Annotated in this window: 19 protein-coding genes; 7 read left to right on the top strand and 12 right to left on the bottom strand. The window is 56.3% G+C overall.

The window, feature by feature from the left end; genetic code table 11:
- Positions 1 to 46: 46 nt before the first annotated feature.
- Positions 47 to 457: a Cu(I)-responsive transcriptional regulator gene (cueR, locus tag BJP35_RS10800; protein WP_014168923.1), complete on the top strand. Its 411-nt coding sequence runs from the start codon at positions 47 to 49 to the stop codon at positions 455 to 457.
- Here cueR and BJP35_RS10795 read toward each other — a convergent pair.
- Positions 448 to 906, bottom strand: coding sequence for an NfeD family protein (locus tag BJP35_RS10795; RefSeq protein WP_014168924.1), 459 nt, complete (start codon positions 904 to 906; stop codon positions 448 to 450). The genes cueR and BJP35_RS10795 overlap by 10 nt on opposite strands.
- Positions 903 to 1,817 (bottom strand): SPFH domain-containing protein, encoded by a 915-nt coding sequence (locus BJP35_RS10790; RefSeq protein ID WP_014168925.1) that lies wholly within the window; start codon positions 1,815 to 1,817, stop codon positions 903 to 905. The genes BJP35_RS10795 and BJP35_RS10790 overlap by 4 nt, the downstream gene beginning before the upstream one ends.
- A 217-nt stretch (positions 1,818 to 2,034) precedes the next feature.
- Here BJP35_RS10790 and fetA point away from each other — a divergent pair, with 217 nt between their 5' ends.
- Positions 2,035 to 2,706 carry an iron ABC transporter ATP-binding protein FetA gene (gene fetA / locus BJP35_RS10785; protein ID WP_063925408.1) on the top strand — a complete coding sequence of 224 codons (672 nt, stop codon included), beginning with the start codon at positions 2,035 to 2,037 and terminating at the stop codon, positions 2,704 to 2,706.
- Positions 2,699 to 3,481 carry an iron export ABC transporter permease subunit FetB gene (gene fetB / locus BJP35_RS10780; RefSeq protein ID WP_020885171.1) on the top strand — a complete coding sequence of 261 codons (783 nt, stop codon included), beginning with the start codon at positions 2,699 to 2,701 and terminating at the stop codon, positions 3,479 to 3,481. Before fetA ends, fetB begins: the two co-directional genes overlap by 8 nt.
- Before the next feature lie 49 nt (positions 3,482 to 3,530).
- On the opposite strand, the gene BJP35_RS10775 is transcribed toward fetB, so the two are convergent.
- Genes BJP35_RS10775 through tesA form a run of 3 tightly spaced genes read right to left on the bottom strand, consistent with a single transcriptional unit; the run spans position 3,531 to position 5,866 of the window.
- The gene (locus BJP35_RS10775) at positions 3,531 to 4,385 is read right to left on the bottom strand and encodes a co-chaperone YbbN (RefSeq protein ID WP_086463097.1); all 855 of its coding nucleotides are present in this window, start codon (positions 4,383 to 4,385) and stop codon (positions 3,531 to 3,533) included.
- A gap of 58 nt (positions 4,386 to 4,443) precedes the next feature.
- Complete coding sequence (locus tag BJP35_RS10770) at positions 4,444 to 5,253, bottom strand: SDR family oxidoreductase (RefSeq protein WP_014168929.1); 810 nt, start codon at positions 5,251 to 5,253, stop codon at positions 4,444 to 4,446.
- Positions 5,243 to 5,866 carry a multifunctional acyl-CoA thioesterase I/protease I/lysophospholipase L1 gene (gene tesA, locus BJP35_RS10765; RefSeq protein WP_025206538.1) on the bottom strand — a complete coding sequence of 208 codons (624 nt, stop codon included), beginning with the start codon at positions 5,864 to 5,866 and terminating at the stop codon, positions 5,243 to 5,245. The genes BJP35_RS10770 and tesA overlap by 11 nt, the downstream gene beginning before the upstream one ends.
- Between tesA and ybbA the strand changes: the two genes are divergently transcribed.
- The 3 genes from ybbA (at position 5,837) to BJP35_RS10750 (ending at position 10,262) form a co-directional block, all read left to right on the top strand.
- Positions 5,837 to 6,523 carry a putative ABC transporter ATP-binding protein YbbA gene (gene ybbA / locus BJP35_RS10760; protein WP_068795147.1) on the top strand — a complete coding sequence of 229 codons (687 nt, stop codon included), beginning with the start codon at positions 5,837 to 5,839 and terminating at the stop codon, positions 6,521 to 6,523. The genes tesA and ybbA overlap by 30 nt on opposite strands.
- A complete protein-coding gene (ybbP, locus tag BJP35_RS10755; protein WP_086463096.1) occupies positions 6,520 to 8,934 on the top strand; it encodes a putative ABC transporter permease subunit YbbP in 2,415 nt (804 codons plus the stop codon). The genes ybbA and ybbP overlap by 4 nt, the downstream gene beginning before the upstream one ends.
- Before the next feature lie 182 nt (positions 8,935 to 9,116).
- The gene (locus BJP35_RS10750) at positions 9,117 to 10,262 is read left to right on the top strand and encodes a porin (RefSeq protein WP_014168933.1); all 1,146 of its coding nucleotides are present in this window, start codon (positions 9,117 to 9,119) and stop codon (positions 10,260 to 10,262) included.
- 70 nt (positions 10,263 to 10,332) lie between these two features.
- Here the strand turns inward: BJP35_RS10750 and mnmH are convergent, their stop codons facing one another.
- The 6 genes from mnmH to ppiB all read right to left on the bottom strand — a co-directional run bounded on the left by mnmH (position 10,333) and on the right by ppiB (position 14,841).
- Positions 10,333 to 11,403, bottom strand: a complete 1,071-nt coding sequence (gene mnmH / locus BJP35_RS10745; protein ID WP_086463095.1) for a tRNA 2-selenouridine(34) synthase MnmH — start codon at positions 11,401 to 11,403, stop codon at positions 10,333 to 10,335.
- Between the two features lie 84 nt (positions 11,404 to 11,487).
- Positions 11,488 to 12,555, bottom strand: coding sequence for a 5-(carboxyamino)imidazole ribonucleotide synthase (gene purK / locus BJP35_RS10740; RefSeq protein WP_014168935.1), 1,068 nt, complete (start codon positions 12,553 to 12,555; stop codon positions 11,488 to 11,490).
- Positions 12,552 to 13,061: a 5-(carboxyamino)imidazole ribonucleotide mutase gene (purE, locus tag BJP35_RS10735; protein ID WP_041162452.1), complete on the bottom strand. Its 510-nt coding sequence runs from the start codon at positions 13,059 to 13,061 to the stop codon at positions 12,552 to 12,554. Before purE ends, purK begins: the two co-directional genes overlap by 4 nt.
- Before the next feature lie 212 nt (positions 13,062 to 13,273).
- Positions 13,274 to 13,483 carry a YdgH/BhsA/McbA-like domain containing protein gene (locus BJP35_RS10730; protein ID WP_013095921.1) on the bottom strand — a complete coding sequence of 70 codons (210 nt, stop codon included), beginning with the start codon at positions 13,481 to 13,483 and terminating at the stop codon, positions 13,274 to 13,276.
- A 137-nt stretch (positions 13,484 to 13,620) separates the two neighbouring features.
- On the bottom strand, positions 13,621 to 14,343 hold the full coding sequence (gene lpxH / locus BJP35_RS10725) for a UDP-2,3-diacylglucosamine diphosphatase (protein ID WP_086463094.1): 723 nt from the start codon (positions 14,341 to 14,343) through the stop codon (positions 13,621 to 13,623).
- A gap of 3 nt (positions 14,344 to 14,346) precedes the next feature.
- Complete coding sequence (gene ppiB / locus BJP35_RS10720; RefSeq protein WP_014168939.1) at positions 14,347 to 14,841, bottom strand: peptidylprolyl isomerase B; 495 nt, start codon at positions 14,839 to 14,841, stop codon at positions 14,347 to 14,349.
- A gap of 174 nt (positions 14,842 to 15,015) precedes the next feature.
- Here ppiB and cysS point away from each other — a divergent pair, with 174 nt between their 5' ends.
- Positions 15,016 to 16,401 carry a cysteine--tRNA ligase gene (gene cysS, locus BJP35_RS10715; RefSeq protein ID WP_020885161.1) on the top strand — a complete coding sequence of 462 codons (1,386 nt, stop codon included), beginning with the start codon at positions 15,016 to 15,018 and terminating at the stop codon, positions 16,399 to 16,401.
- A gap of 78 nt (positions 16,402 to 16,479) precedes the next feature.
- Here the strand turns inward: cysS and BJP35_RS10710 are convergent, their stop codons facing one another.
- Positions 16,480 to 17,001 (bottom strand): metal-dependent hydrolase, encoded by a 522-nt coding sequence (locus tag BJP35_RS10710; protein WP_040016810.1) that lies wholly within the window; start codon positions 16,999 to 17,001, stop codon positions 16,480 to 16,482.
- Positions 17,002 to 17,068: the final 67 nt, after the last annotated feature.

Genomic DNA, 17,068 nt, shown 5'->3' with positions numbered 1-17,068 from the left:
TTATGAAGGTTAAACCTTCCATCAAGGGGAAGGTCAAGGGGGAAATGTGAATATCAGTGATGTTGCGAAAAAAACCGGATTGACCAGCAAAGCGATCCGTTTTTATGAAGAGAAGGGGCTGGTGACACCGCCGCTGCGCAGTGAAAATGGCTACCGCAGTTATACGCAACTGCATCTTGATGAACTGACGCTGCTGCGCCAGGCGCGGCAGGTGGGATTTAACCTTGAAGAGTGCGGCGAGCTGGTCACCTTATTTAACGATCCGGCGCGCCATAGCGCAGACGTGAAAAAACGTACGCTGGAGAAAGTGGCTGAGATTGAACGCCACATTACCGAGTTACAGGCGATGCGTCAGCAGCTTCTGGCGCTGGCGGAATCCTGTCCGGGGGATGACAGCGCCGACTGCCCGATTATCGATAATCTGTCCGGCTGCTGTCATCGTAAGGCTCATGCCTGACAGGCTTTAACCCGCAGGGTTATCCCTTCCACCGCAATGACCTCAACCTGCGTGCCGGCGCTGAGGTCATCGTCGGCCACCACGGGCCATGAACTGTCGCCCACGCGCATATGTCCGCGCCCGTTAACCAGCGCCGTGTCGAGCGTAAAACGTTTGCCGACAATCTGCTGCCCGCGCTGATTGAGGTGGGCGTCGAGCGGTTTCTGCTCTGTCACCTGGCGGTTAAGCCAGCGCCACCACAGCCAGGCGGCCAACAGCGTCAGCACGGCAAATAACGCCCCCTGCCACGCCCAGTCCAGGGGCAGTAGCCAGACCACTAACCCGGTAATGACAGCGGCAACACCGCTCCAGAGCAGGTAACCGTTGCCGCCAAGCATCTCCGCGGCCAGCAATAAGCCACCGAGGCTTAGCCAGAATGCATGAGGATGTGCGACGATTAGCTCAATCATTTTTTGCGCTCGTTTCCGCTGTCTTTGATAAGTTCAGTGATCCCGGCGATGGAGCCCATCAGGCTGCTGGCATCCAGCGGCATCATCACCACTTTGCTGTTGTTCGCGGAGCCAATCTCTTTCAGCGCGTCAGTGTATTTTTGCGCAACAAAGTAGTTCACCGCCTGGATATCACCTGCTGCAATTGCTTCAGAGACCATCTGGGTGGCGCGGGCTTCCGCTTCTGCAGAACGTTCACGGGCTTCCGCCTGTAAGAAGGCAGACTGGCGTTCACCTTCCGCTTTCAGGATCTGCGACTGTTTTTCCCCTTCGGCTTTCAGGATCTCTGCCTGACGTACCCCCTCAGCTTCCAGAATGTAGGCGCGTTTGGTCCGTTCCGCTTTCATCTGCGCGTTCATGGAGGCGATCAGCTCTGCCGGTGGACGCACGTCGCGGATCTCAATACGGGTGACTTTGATCCCCCACGGGTTGGTGGCCTCGTCGACAATGTGCAGCAGGCGGGTGTTAATGCTGTCGCGCTGAGAGAGCATTTCGTCCAGCTCCATTGAACCGAGCACGGTACGAATGTTGGTCATCGTCAGATTTACGATAGCCAGCTCCAGATTGCTGACTTCATAGGCCGCTTTTGGGGCATCAATAACCTGAATAAAACAGACCGCATCAATGGTGACGTTGGCGTTATCCTTGGAGATCACTTCCTGAGAAGGAATATCCAGCACCTGTTCCATCATATTGATTTTACGTCCAATCCTGTCCATGAAAGGGACAATCAGGCTTAAACCCGGCTGGAGCGTGTTGGTGTAGCGGCCAAAGCGTTCAACGGTCCACTGATACCCCTGTGGGACAATTTTGACGCCAGCGCCGACAATAACCAGCGCAACGAAAATAAGGACAGGTATAACGATAAGCATAAAAACCTCCTGTTTTGCATGCTGTGACGAAGGGAACTGCGTGTGTGTTATAAGTCAGTATATCGGCTATCGGGCTGAAATTCGCCCCTGTAAAGAAGGGGGCGCGACGAATACCGGTAAAACCTTTACTCCAGCCATCGACACACCCTATTCGCGCTGCGTTCGTGAAAGGATTATTCTACGCGTGGTTGCAATAAAGGTGGTTACAGGATGCATGATGAACAATAAAAATACGCTCTTGCAGGTCAGGGATGTCGGTTTTCGTGTGGCAAATACCACGATCCTTCAGCATGTCGATTTTTGTCTTTCCCCGGGGGAGTTCAAACTGATAACAGGGCCGTCAGGCTGTGGCAAAAGTACGTTATTAAAGATAGTCGCTTCACTGCTCAGCCCTACTGAGGGCGCTATTCTGTTTGAAGGGCAGGATATCGCGACGCTGTCGCCAGAAAGCTATCGCCAGCAGGTCTCTTACTGCGTGCAAACCCCTTCGCTGTTTGGGGACACGGTTTATGACAACCTGGTCTTTCCGTGGCAAATCCGTCATAAAACGCCGGAGCCAGAAAAATTTATCGCCGATCTGGCCCGCTTTGGCCTGTCGAAAGAGACGCTGACTAAATCCATCAATGAATTATCGGGCGGCGAAAAGCAGCGTGTTTCGCTGATTCGCAATCTGCAGTTTTTGCCGAAGATATTGTTACTGGACGAGATCACCAGCGCGCTGGATGAGGTGAACAAACGCAACGTTAACGAGATTATTCATCGTTACGCAAGCGAGCAGAATATTGCCGTGCTGTGGGTTACGCACGATTCAAACGAAATTACCCATGCGGATGACGTCATTACGCTTGAGCCGCAGGGCGGGAAAATGCAGGAGGCAAACCATGGGTGAGCATAATATTACGAATACGTCGCTGGCGTTTTCGATGGTGCTGGTACTGATCGCTATTGTGGTGAGCTACCGGGAAAAGCTGGGTCTGGAGAAAGATATTATCTGGAGTATCTGCCGCGCGGTTATCCAGCTCATTATTGTCGGCTATGTGCTGAAGTATATTTTTAACGTCAACCACGCGGTGCTGACGCTCCTGATGGTGCTGTTTATCTGCTTTAACGCGGCGTGGAACGCGCAGAAACGCAGTAAGTATATCGATAAGGCGTTTGTCTCATCGTTTATCGCCATTACAACCGGGACGGCGCTGACGCTGGCGGTGCTGGTGGTGTCCGGCTCAATCGAGTTTACGCCAATGCAGGTTATCCCTATTTCCGGGATGATTGCGGGGAACGCTATGGTGGCTGTAGGACTGTGTTACAACAACCTCGGCCAGCGGTTTAGCAGTGAACAACAGAAGCTGCAGGAGAAATTAAGCCTGGGGGCGACACCGAAAATGGCCTCGGCGGTACTGATCCGCGACAGCATCCGCTCGTCGCTGATCCCAACGGTGGATTCCGCAAAAACGGTTGGGCTGGTTAGCCTGCCGGGAATGATGTCGGGGCTGATTTTTGCCGGTATCGATCCGGTCAAAGCCATTAAATATCAGATCATGGTGACCTTTATGCTGCTCTCTACGGCCAGCCTGTCGACCATCATTGCCTGCTATTTAACCTATCGGAAGTTCTACAACGCGCGCCACCAGCTGGTGGTGACGCAGTTGAAAAAGGCGGGGTGACCGCCTCTTTTGCAGGCCCGGTGAGCGCTAGCGGCACCGGGCCTGTTCATCAGTAGAGCAGGGCGTACAGCTGACGGCGGTACGTCGACGCCAGCGCATCGCCGGTGCCCAGCGCGGCCAGGATCTCCTGGAACATTTTCCGCGCCTGACCGTCGGCGGCACCCAGATCGTTTTGCAGATGGCTGAACAGCAGTGCCAGCGCTTCTTCGTTACGTCCCACCTGATGCAGCTGCAGCGCCAGCTGGCTTGCCAGCGCGGCATCGGTCGGGTTCTCGGCAACCTGCTGTTGAAGCTGCTGGATCTCCGGCGTATCCGCCGCCTGTTTCAGCAGATCGATCTGCGCAACCAGACCCTGATAACGGGTATCCTGATCCTGCAGTGGAATGGTCTTCAGCACAGCTTCCGCATCGTCGGAACGGTGCAGGGCAATCTGCGTTTCTGCAAGGAGCAGGCCAATCTGGCTGTCCTGTTTCGACAGCTGCCACGCCTCTTTGAGCAGCGGTAGCGCTTCGTCGTATTTGCCTTCCTGCATCAGTCCCATGGCTTCCTGCGCCTTCAGCTCTTCCTCGCGCGGAAGGACTTTATCCAGCAGGGCACGGATCGCTTCTTCAGGCTGTGGCCCCTGGAAGCCATCAACAGGTTGCCCATTCTGGAACAGATAGACGGTAGGAATCGCGCGCAGGCCAAACTGAGACGCCACCATAGGCTCAGCGTCACAATCCAGTTTGGCCAGAATGAACTGGCCATTGTATTGCGCGGCAAGGCTTTCGAGTACCGGCGTCAGCTGCAGACAGTGTTGGCTACGCTCAGACCAGAAGTAGAACAGCACCGGTTTGGTCATGGACTGTTCGAGGGTCTGTTGCAGGTTTGCTTCAGTAATATTGACGATATTCTGTACGGACATGCGGCCTTCTCTTTTATCGGTTTGTTATTTACATGGGGGTTAGCGACGACGCTTCAACTCAACCGTGTAAAATTTTGTCCATCATCCGGCCCGGCAGCAGGCGTTTTAACCAGCCTACCGCATGGGTTACCAGCGTCACCGGATAGCGCATTTTTGGGTTTTCGCTCTCAAAAGCATGGCGCACTTTAGCGACGACTGCTTCCGGCCCGAGCGTAAAGCGTGCGGCGATACCGGGGTTTTCGACCGGTTTATCCGCCTGGGTCTGGTTAACGTTTTCCGTAAAGCGGGTGCGGATAGGGCCCGGCTCAATCAGGCTGACCTTAATGCCGCTGTGACGCAACTCCATGCGCAGGGCATCGGACCAGGCCTCCAGCGCATATTTGCTGGCGGCATAGGCCCCGCGGCCCGGCGTTGAAATCAGCCCCATCACGGAGGAGGTCATCACAATGCGTCCTTCACCGTGCGGCAGCATGGCGGGGAGCAGGCGCATGGTGAGCTGATGGACGCCAAAGAAATTGGTGGAAAACTGTTTTTCCAGCTGCTCGCGGGTGAGCGTGTCCAGGGGACCATACACGCCGTAACCGGCATTGTTAAAAAGACCGTACAGACGGTTGTCGGTCAGGGCCAGCACCTCATCGGCTGCGCGTTCCACGCTTTCCGGTGAGTCTAAATCCAGTAACACACCGGTAAAGCCCAGCCCGTTCATGCGTTCGACGTCGTCGGGTTTACGGCAGGCCGCCAGTACCCAATATCCCTGACGCTTCAATTCGAGTGCACTTTCAAGACCGATTCCGCTGGAACATCCTGTAATTAAGACCGATTTTTGCATAACTTTACCTGTCAGGATCTCCGCTGAATTAGGAGTCATGTTTAACTAAAGGGGCCAGCCGTGTTGCCATCCAGTCGGCAATAAACGGCTGCGCATCGCGATTGGGGTGGATCCCATCGTCTTGCATCCACTGGGGTTTGAGATAGACCTCTTCCATAAAAAATGGCAGCAGCGGAATATCAAACTCGTTGGCAAGCTTTGGGTAGATCGCGCTAAAGGCTTCATTATACCGACGTCCATAGTTGGCGGGCAGGCGAATTTGCATCAGCAGCGGTTGCGCGTTCGCGGCCTTAATATCCTTAAGGATCGTGCGCAGGGTCTGTTCCGTTTGCTGAGGCTGGAAACCACGCAAGCCATCATTACCGCCCAACTCAACCAGCACCCATCGCGGTTGATGCTGTTTGAGCAAGGCTGGCAGGCGCGACAAGCCTTGCTGCGAGGTATCACCGCTGATGCTGCCATTAATAACCGTTGTCTTACTCTGCCATTTGTCATTGAGCAGAGCTGGCCAGGCCGCGTTGGCCGCCATGCGATAGCCTGCACTCAGGCTGTCACCGAGAACCAGTAACGTGTCCGCTGCCGCCGCGCGGAAGGTCATCAGGATTAAAAACAGGAAGGGCAAATGCCAGCGGAAAACATTGTTGAAGTTCATCGTCTTAAGAAGTCCGTCGGTCAGGGGGAACACGAGCTTTCCATCCTCACCGGAGTTGAACTCGTTGTCAAACGCGCCGAAACCATTGCGCTGATTGGCGAGTCCGGCTCCGGGAAGTCCACGCTCCTGGCCATTTTAGCCGGTCTGGACGACGGCAGCAGTGGAGAGGTCAACCTGGTCGGGCAACCGCTGCATCAGCTTGATGAAGAGGCGCGTGCTGCGCTCCGCGCTCGTCATATCGGGTTTGTCTTTCAGTCCTTCATGCTGATCCCGACGCTCAATGCGCTGGAAAACGTTGAACTGCCGGCGCTACTGCGCGGCGAGAACAGCCGTGAAAGTCGCGCCCACGCGAAGGCATTGCTGGAGCAACTAGGGCTGGGCAAACGCCTCGACCATCTTCCGGCGCAGCTTTCCGGCGGGGAGCAACAGCGTGTGGCCCTGGCCCGGGCGTTTAACGGCCGCCCGGACGTGCTGTTTGCGGATGAGCCTACCGGAAACCTCGACCGAAAGACCGGGGATAAAATTGCCGACCTGCTTTTTTCGCTCAACCGCGAACACGGGACCACGCTGATTCTGGTGACCCACGATCCGCAACTGGCTGCCCGCTGCGACCGTCGCCTGCGGCTGGTTAACGGTGAACTGCAGGAGGAAGCATGATTGCCCGCTGGTTCTGGCGCGAATGGCGCTCGCCCACGCTGTTGATTGTCTGGATGGCGTTAAGCCTGGCGGTAGCCTGCGTGCTGGCGCTGGGCAGCGTCAGCGATCGCATGGAGAAAGGGTTAAGCCAGCAAAGCCGCGAGTTTATGGCCGGAGACAGGGCGCTGCAAAGCTCGCGTCCCGTCCCGCCGGGCTGGCTTGAGGAGGCGCGTAAGCGTGGACTGAAGGTGGGGGAACAGCTGAGCTTTCAGACCATGACCTTTGCCGGCGATACGCCGCAGCTGGCGAGCGTCAAAGCCGTCGACGACCTTTACCCGCTGTACGGTGAACTGCAGACCAGCCCGCCTGGCTTAAAGCCGAAACCGGGCACGGTGCTGCTGGCGCCACGTTTAATGGCGCTGCTGAACCTGAAAACGGGTGACAGTATCGACGTGGGTGACGCCACGTTCCGTATCGCCGGGGAAGTGGTTCAGGAACCTGACTCCGGCTTTAACCCGTTCCAGCTTGCCCCGCGCTTGCTGATGAATACCGCTGATGTGGCGAATACCCATGCCGTGCAGCCGGGAAGCCGCGTCACCTGGCGCTATAAGTTTGCGGGAACGCCCGCCCAGCTTGACGCGTATGAAAAATGGCTGCTGCCGCAGTTAAAACCAGAGCACCGCTGGTACGGACTGGAGCAGGACGAAGGGGCGCTTGGTAAATCTCTCGAACGTTCTCAGCAGTTCCTGCTGCTTTCAGCGCTGTTAACCCTGCTGTTGGCCGTGGCGGCGGTGGCGGTGGCCATGGGGCACTACTGCCGCAGCCGATACGATCTGGTGGCGATCCTCAAAACCCTCGGCGCGGGCAGCGCCCAGCTGCGTAAGCTGATTGTCGGCCAGTGGCTGATGCTGCTGGTGTTGTCAGCACTCACCGGTGGGGCGATGGGGCTGCTGTTTGAAAAGCTGCTGATGGTCATGCTGAAACCGGTACTGCCTGCCGCACTTCCACCGGCCAGCCTCTGGCCGTGGCTGTGGGCGATTGGCGCGATGATGGTGATCTCGGTGCTGGTGGGGCTTCGCCCGTACCGGCTGTTGCTCGCGACGCAGCCGCTGCGCGTGCTGCGCCGTGACGTGGTGGCCAACGTCTGGCCGCTGAAGTTCTATCTTCCTGTCATTGTTGCGGTTTCGGTTGGGTTGTTGGCCTGGCTGATGGGCGGCAGCACGCTGCTGTGGGCCGTACTGGCCGGGGCGGTGGTGCTGGCGCTGCTGTGTGGTGTGGTCGGCTGGGTGCTCCTTAATGTGCTTAAAAAGCTGACGGTGAAGTCGCTTCCCGTGCGGCTGGCGGTGAACCGTCTGCTGCACCAGCCCTGGTCTACGCTGAGTCAGCTGTCTGCCTTTTCGCTGTCGTTTATGCTGCTGGCACTGCTGCTGGTGCTGCGCGGCGATCTGCTGGAGCGCTGGCAACAGCAGCTTCCGCCGGAAAGCCCGAACTATTTCCTGATCAATATCGCCCCTGAGCAGGTGACACCTCTGAAGACGTTCCTGGCGGAACACCAGATTGTGCCGGAGTCGTTCTACCCCATCGTCCGCGCGCGTCTGACGCAGATCAACGGCCAGTCCACGGAGGGAAACAAGGATGAATCGCTTAACCGCGAACTGAACCTGACCTGGCAGGAGAAACGTCCAGATCACAACCCGATTACCGCCGGCAGCTGGCCGCCGAAAGCGGGAGAAGTCTCGATGGAAGAGGGGCTGGCGACGCGCCTGAACGTCAGGCTGGGCGACAGCGTGACTTTTACCGGCGATACCCAGGACTTTAGCGCTAAGGTCACCAGCCTGCGTAAGGTGGACTGGGAAAGCCTGCGGCCGAACTTCTTCTTTATTTTCCCCGCAGGCGCACTGGACGGACAGCCGCAAAGCTGGCTCACCAGTTTCCGCTGGGAAAACGGCAACGGTATGCTGACCCGGCTGAACCGCGAATTTCCGACGGTCAGCCTGCTGGATATTGGCGCGATCCTTAAACAGGTCGGGCAGGTGCTGGAGCAGGTCAGCCGGGCACTGGAGGTTATGGTGGTGCTGGTGACGATCTGCGGCGTACTGTTGCTGCTGGCCCAGGTGCAGGTCGGGATGCGGCAGCGTCATCAGGAGCTGGTGGTCTATCGCACGCTCGGGGCGAGTAAGCGACTGCTGCGCACCACGCTGTGGAGCGAGTTTGCCCTGCTGGGGCTGGTCTCGGGTCTGGTGGCGGCGATGGGTGCTGAGACGGCGTTAGCCGTGCTGCAGACCCGGGTCTTCGATTTCCCGTGGGAGCCTGACTGGCGACTGTGGTTCACGCTGCCGGTCTGCGGTGCGGTGCTGCTGTCGCTGTGCGGCGGCTGGCTCGGCACGCGATTGCTAAAAGGCAAAGCGCTGTTCCGTCAGTTTGCCAGTTAGTTCAAATCCGTGATAATTACGCACCGGTTTATCTGCTGGTGCGTAATAATTTAGCAGCACAAATCGGTAATACCCATGCGTTTAGTAGCACAAAACATTAAAAACCCGCGCACACAGCAAGATTTTTTCCAGTTAATATTCACCTGCTAAATATTTAGCAGCGTGTCTATAAAGGAAAAATAATGACTATAAAAAAATCAGCGCTGGCAGTAACAATTGGCGCAGCAGTGGCATTGACCTCCTTCGCATCTCAGGCGGAAATCACGGTTCTTAAACAAGACCCTCAGGCGGGTAACCCGCTGAGCCGTCTTAACTTTACCGTTGGCGGCAGTATTCGTCCTCAGTTCAACATGATGACGGGCGACGGCGATAAAGGCTCCTACAAACGTAATGGCTTCGACGGCGGCACCCGTTTCCGTTTCGCAGCAGATTACTATCTGTTTGATGACATCAGCTGGATCAGCTACTACGAGCTGGGTGTGAACATTCCGGCGCTGTTCAACTGGGATAATCACTACGCTGAAGGTGCTAACGACACCTCTCGCCGTATGCTGTACACCGGTCTGAAGAGCGACACCTGGGGTACGCTGACCTTCGGTCAACAGAACAGCGTTTACTATGATGTGGTTGGCGTGAAAACCGATATCTGGGACTACGACATGATTGGTCAGGCTCCAGGTAACGGGATCAACGGTGACTACGACGGCTCTTATCGTTCACGCAAGATGCTGAAATATAAGAAAACCGTAGGCGATGCGGATATCTATGCATCCTACCTGTTTGAAGACAGCGAATACCTGCCGGGCAATGGCCTGCGTTACAAACGTAAAGGCGGCGGTTCACTGGGTCTGGATTACCACCTGACCACCGATCTGACCTGGGGCGCAGCGTGGAACTATACCCGCGCGGACATGCGTAACCCGGACAACGGCGACAGCAAATCTTACGACCAGAATATCCTCGGTACCGCGCTGAGCTGGACGCCGGATAACTGGACCTTCTCGGCTGGCGGCGGCTGGTACCAGAACTTCCTGACCACCAAAAAAGTGTCTACTGACAACTACTTTGCCGGTGATGCATGGGGTATTGAATACTTCGCAGGGTACAAATTCCCAATCGATCAGTATGCGGTGAAATCCATCCAGCCTTACTTCATGGGTGACCGTATTGAGTACGTGAATGGTCGTAACTACCAGCGTATCGATAACGGCGTGGGTGTTAGCGTCCAGCTGGACTACGGTTTCCGTGTTGATTACGAACACGTGTTCACCTCCAGCACGGATAACCTGGGCGACATGAACCTGGTGCGTCTGCGTTACGACTTCTAAGTTCAGTCAGCAGGGGAGTCACCCCGATATGAAAACGGCAACCCTGGGTTGCCGTTTTTTTGCGCGTGATTCAGCGATTGAGCCAGTCAGCCACGTCCTCAAACGTTCCGCGATACACAATCTTCTCCGCCTTTTTTGCCAGCTGCCAGGTGTACATCGGGTCGTAATAGTCGTTCAGCAGCGGGGTAAGCCAGCGCAAATGCGCGTCGGTGCTGCCAGAACGTTGTTGCTCCTGCAGGGCGGAATCCAGCAGCGCCGTAAAGTCTGCAAAGCGCTGCAGCCCCAGACGGCGGCGAATGGCAAACAGGCCGTGGTGCAGGTATTCGCTGTACGCGTTCCAGCCCGCCTCTTCGCCAAAGGCAGCAGAAAAATCCGCCCACATATGGTCGAAATACTCTTCACGCAGGCGTTCAAGACGGACATCAAACGGGTCTTCTACTACCACAACAGGCGCCTGAACCATGCGGTCTCGCAGGCATTCCGGGAGGTGGTTGGAACCAATCATCCGCCCTTCATCCTCCAGCACCCAGCGTGCGGCCTCTTTTTTCAACAGCACGACGGCGAGCTGATTTTCGAAGCTCGCCTGCGAAAGCTGTGGTGTAAGCGTGCGGCCAAACGACGAGCCGCGATGGTGTGCCAGCCCTTCCAGATCCACACCCTGCGCGTGCTGTTTCACCAGCAACGTTTTGCCGCTCCCGGTACAGCCGCCGATCAGCACCATCGGTTTTTGCACCTGCTCAGCGGTTACCTCAATTGCGGTCTGACGCAGCGCTTTATAGCCGCCTGCGATCAGCGGGTAATCCACGCCGCGCGCTTTCAACCAGGCCTGAGTGATATGCGAGCGTTGACCGCCACGCGCGCAGCAGAGGTAGCCGGTGGGGTGGGAGAGGCAGGCTTCGCGCCAGGCGTTAATGCGCATCTCACGGGTGCTGCCTGCGACCAGACTATGGCCGAGTGCAAGCGCAGCGTCCGGCCCCTGGCGTTTATAGCAGGTACCGACGGCGGCGCGTTCATCATCGTTCATCAGAGGCAGGTTGATTGCCGCAGGCATCGCGCCCTGGGCGAATTCGATCGGCGCGCGAACGTCGATTAAAGGGGTATCGGATGCGAGGATCGCGCGATAGTCCGTTCCATCGTTCATGGTTTTTCCAGAAGAAAACTAAGCTGCAATGGGCGGGGATTGTACGCCGGGGAGGGGGAAGGTCAACTCCCCGGCAGAGGAGTATTACTTAAGCTTTGATTGCGCCCAGATAATTCCGCTCGCGTATTCCGGCGGCAGGAGAGGAATAATCGCTTCCAGCGTGGCGCTCAGACGATCGGTGTCGGTATCGTTCAGGTTCAGGTGACCGACCTTACGACCCGGACGCACCTCTTTGTCATACCAGTGCAGATGCACCAGCGGCAGCTTGAGCCAGTCGTAGTTCAGATCGGTACCGATCAGGTTGATCATCACCGACGGGCTGTTGACCACCGGCTGCGGCAGCGGCAGGTCAGTGATGGCGCGCAGGTGCAGCTCGAACTGGCTGATGGACGCCCCGTTTTGGGTCCAGTGACCACTGTTGTGAACGCGCGGTGCCAGTTCGTTAATCAGCAGACCGGACGGCGTGACAAAACACTCCATCGCCATGACGCCGACGTAACCGAGTTCGTGCATGATGGCAGAGAGCATCTCTTCTGCCTGCGCCTGCTGTTCAGCACTGGCCTGCGGGAATGCAACGCTGGTACGCAGGATCCCGTCCTGATGCAGGTTATGCGTCAGCGGATAAAAAACGGTATGGCCGTCCTGCCCGCGAGCGCCCACCAGCGAGACTTCACCGCTGAAGTTAATGCCCTGCTCAACGATGCACTCCCCGTAGCAATCGTCCGGCAGCTCGTGAGTGTCATCGGCGCGCAGACGCCACTGTCCACGACCGTCGTACCCGCCGACGCGACGCTTCACAATTGCCAGATCGCCCAGCATTGCGAATACATCCTTCCACTCGCTTTTATCGGACAACAGCTGCCACGGCGCAGTCGGCAGCCCGAGCTTATCGAACAGCTGCTTTTGCGTCAGACGGTCAGCAATAATGGGAAAGACGTCGCGGTTAACGAAGGCATTGTGACGCGCCAGCTCGCGCGTCAGGGCCGTTTGTGGCCAGCGTTCAATCTCCGCGGTGATCACACTCTGGTGAAACGGCACGGCTTCCGGTTCGTCATCCAGCCCGACGGGCCACACGGCAATACCCAGCGGCTCACCGGCCTGACGCAGCATACGGCCTAACTGACCATTACCGAGGACGCATACCTGCTTCATGCCGCACCCCGCGGGTCCGGATTGTCCAGCACCTCGTCGGTCTGGGCTTTACGCCAGTCCGCCAGACGCTGATGTAACGCTTTATCGTGAGTCGCCAGGATCTGCGCGGCGAGCAGGGCAGCGTTGGCAGCGCCCGCTTTACCAATGGCCAGCGTGCCGACCGGAATGCCACGCGGCATCTGAACGATGGAATAGAGGCTATCGACACCATTTAACGCAGCGCTTTGCACCGGAACACCCAGAACCGGTACCAGCGTTTTGGCGGCAATCATGCCTGGCAGATGTGCTGCGCCGCCCGCACCGGCAATGATCACCTCATAACCCTTCTCTTCGGCGCTTTCGGCGAAGCTGAACAGTTTGTCCGGTGTACGGTGTGCGGAGACCACTTCAACGTGGTGCGGAACATTCAGGATTTCAAAGATTTCGGCGGTGAACTGCATGGTAGCCCAGTCGCTTTTGGACCCCATCACGATGGCGACACGCGCCGGATTATTGCGGGAAGACATGCGTCTTAAAACTCCTGTGGTGCGAAACACACTGCTTTCGAGGGCACAGAGAATAGCATGTAATAGGGGCAAGGAAAACGGTTGCGCGGTTAAAAACTGAGCCGTTGTGGCTCTCAGGAGATAACAAAACAGACCGCGTTCTGGCGGTCTGTTTTATCAGGCATCGATGTGCTTTGATGTGCTTTTGACGGGCGGCACGGTCAGCAGACGTCTTATTTGGTCAGTTCTGCCGTCATGTGAACGCGGTTGTTAAACTGAGCGCTGGTGATTTTGTAAGACGCGCCCTGTTCAGCAGCCTGAGCGGCAATTTTCGCTTCTGCGCGGTCAAGGGTAGAGGCCGTGGCGCTGACGCTCTGAGCAAAAGAACCGAAAGAGATCAGAGAGAGTGCGGCAACAGCAACGAAAGTTTTGATGGATTTCATGGTCGTATTCCTTAAATGTTTTATCTGGGATAGGGCGTGTTGCCCTGATGTGATAAATAATAGGCCGACCACGGGCTGATTAAAATCGAAACAATTTGCCGATATTGTTCAAAAAAATAGAATGATTTTTTGGCGGGTTAAAACGGGAAAGCGATCAGTTCCACACCGTCAGGCGTGACGCTGACCATTGAACCTTCGCTGTGCCAGGCCCCGAGGACGACGCGGTGGGCCGCTTCGCCGTTGGCGGTAAGGGTATGCACATCGGGACGATGAGTATGACCGTGGATCAACCACTGAACGCGGTGTTTTTCCATGACCCTGACTACCGCCTGGGGATTAACGTCCATAATGGCCATGGATTTGCCGCTGTTGGCGGCCTTACTGTCGGCACGCATTCTGGCTGCGATCCGCTTGCGGATAAACAGCGGCAGAGCCAGGAATAGTTTTTGGATCCACGGGGTATGAACCTTAGCGCGAAACGCCTGATAGCCGATGTCGTCAGTGCAAAGTGTGTCACCGTGCATGATTAACACCTTTCGGCCATAAAGGTCGAGTACCTGCTCTTCCGGCAGCAGCGTCATGCCGCTTTCGCGGGCGTAGTGCTTGCCGAGCAGGAAATCACGATTGCCGTGGATAAAGAAGCAGGGGACGCCGGAATCGACCAGCGCTTTAATGGCAGCCGCCATCTCACGGTGCAGCGGGTTGGGATCGTCGTCGCCAATCCAGGCTTCAAACAGGTCACCCAGAATGTAAAGTGCATCGGCACTTTTCGCTTCACCGCGTAAAAAACGCAGAAAACCGGCGGTGATCGCCGGTTCTTCTGTTTGCAGGTGCAAATCTGCAATAAAGAGTGTCGCCACGAATTACTCGCTGACGGTCACGCTGTTAATCACGACGTCTTCTTTTGGAACGTCCTGATGCATGCCGCTGCGGCCGGTCGCCACGGCTTTGATTTTGTCGACTACGTCCATACCTTCAACCACTTCTGCAAAGACGCAGTAGCCCCAACCCTGCAGGCTTTCGCCGGAGAAGTTCAGGAAGTCGTTGTCAGCAACGTTGATGAAGAACTGGGCTGTTGCAGAGTGAGGAGCCTGCGTACGCGCCATCGCCAGCGTACCACGGGTGTTTTTCAGACCGTTGTTCGCTTCGTTTTTGATCGCTTCTTTCGTCGCTTTCTGGTTCATGCCAGGTTCGAAACCGCCGCCCTGGATCATAAAGCCGTTGATCACGCGGTGGAAAATAGTGTTGTTGTAGAAACCTTCGCGGCAGTAGTCCAGGAAGTTTTTAACTGTTTCAGGCGCTTTGTCATCAAAGGTTTTGATTACGATATCGCCATGATTAGTGTGGAAAGTAACCATTTTTGCATCCTGTTCCGTTATTGTGGTACGTCGACCCGCGTTTGGGTCATCTATAGGGGCTTGTTATAGCATAACCACAGGATGCGATCACCTTGCATTGTGTGCTGCTTCAGGTTTGAATTACAGGTAGAATAACCGGTTTTCAACCACACACGTGTTTACATGGAATCTTCGATGTTAAAAATCTTTAATACAATGACGCGCCAAAAAGAGGAATTTAAACCTATCCATGCCGGGGAAGTCGGCATGTACGTGTGTGGTATTACGGTTTACGATCTCTGTCATATCGGCCATGGCCGTACCTTTGTTGCATTCGACGTTGTCTCGCGCTACCTGCGTTTTCTGGGCTACAACCTGAAATACGTGCGTAACATCACCGACATCGACGACAAAATCATCAAGCGCGCGAACGAAAATGGCGAAAGCTTTGTTGCGCTGGTGGATCGTATGATCGCGGAAATGCACAAAGATTTCGACGCCCTGAATATTCAGCGTCCGGACAGCGAGCCGCGAGCCACCCACCATATCCACGAAATTATCGACATCACCGAAAAGCTGATCGAACGTGGCCACGCCTATGTGGCCGATAACGGTGACGTGATGTTCTCCGTGCCGACTGACCCTACCTACGGTCAGCTTTCCCGTCAGGATCTGGATCAGCTGCAGGCCGGTGCGCGCGTTGATGTGGTGGACGTGAAGCGTAACCCGATGGACTTCGTGCTGTGGAAGATGTCCAAAGAGGGCGAACCAAGCTGGCCTTCCCCGTGGGGCGAAGGGCGTCCTGGCTGGCACATTGAGTGCTCGGCGATGAACTGCAAACAGCTGGGCAAACATTTCGATATTCACGGTGGCGGTTCGGATCTGATGTTCCCGCACCATGAAAACGAAATTGCACAGTCAACCTGTGCGCATGGCGGCGAGTACGTGAACTACTGGATGCACTCCGGGATGGTGATGGTTGACCGTGAGAAGATGTCTAAATCTCTGGGCAACTTCTTCACCGTGCGCGACGTGCTGAAATATTACGATGCGGAAACCGTGCGCTACTTCCTGATGTCTGGTCACTATCGCAGCCAGCTGAACTACAGCGAAGAGAACCTGAAACAGGCGCGTGCGGCGCTGGAGCGTCTGTACACTGCCCTGCGCGGTACCGATAAATCTGTACCCGCGGCAGGCGGTGAAGCGTTTGAAGCGCGCTTTATTGACGTGATGAACGATGACTTCAACACGCCGGAAGCCTATTCCGTGCTGTTTGATATGGCGCGTGAAGTTAACCGTCTGAAGTCAGAAGATATGGCGGCGGCGAATGCATTGGCCTCCCATCTGCGTAAGCTCTCTTCGGTACTGGGTCTGCTGGAGCAGGAACCGGATCTGTTCCTGCAAAGCGGTGCGCAGGCGGACGATAGCGAAGTGGCGGAGATTGAGCAACTTATCAACGCGCGTCTGGAAGCGCGTCAGGCGAAAGACTGGGCGGCAGCAGATGCCGCGCGTAACCGTCTGACGGAAATGGGCATCATTCTGGAAGATGGCCCGCAGGGAACCACCTGGCGTCGAAAATAATTCTGGTGCGCGCTGATGCCCTCTCCCACCGGGAGAGGGTGCAAACACTAAAACGGCAACTGGGTTGCCGTTTTGCTTTTACCTCCGCTTCCACCACAACAGCCCCATCAGCACAACCCCTGGCAGCCACACCCACAGCAGTTCCGACATAATCACCTGATGCCCGTAGGGCGTGGTATAGCGTGACAGCGCAAACGGCGCGACCTTAATGACCTGCCACGGTGCAAAAAACCGTTCATCTGACCACGGCCACAGCCAGCCGACGCCTTTCCCACCGGTGGTGATGGAGTCCAGCAAGCTGTGCGACAGCAGAGACACGGTTAAGAACAGCCAGCAGCGGGTCAGGCTTGCCCGAAACCATCGTCGGCCCATCAGTACGCAAAGTATCGGCACCACAAAGGCAAACAGCAGGGAGTGGGTAAAGCCGCGGTGGCCGAACACATTGCCGTAGGCAACGCCGAACTTAAACGCCAGCACGTCGGCGTCCGGCAGCATGGCGAGGACGACGCCGGCAAACAGCAGGCGGGGAGGGATGATTTTACGTCCCAGGCCTAAGCCCAGACACAAAGGCACTGCAGCGTGGGTGATAACGGTAGGCATTGCGATTATCCATGGCAAAGCAGGGAAATATAGCAGCGAATGGGCGCAATGAGGATGGTGTTAGCGT

This window comes from Enterobacter sp. J49 (genome assembly GCF_002148625.1).
In the GTDB taxonomy this organism is placed as follows: domain Bacteria; phylum Pseudomonadota; class Gammaproteobacteria; order Enterobacterales; family Enterobacteriaceae; genus Enterobacter; species Enterobacter ludwigii.
Note: the sequence above shows the minus strand (reverse complement) of the source record. Positions and strands in the feature narration are given on the sequence as shown.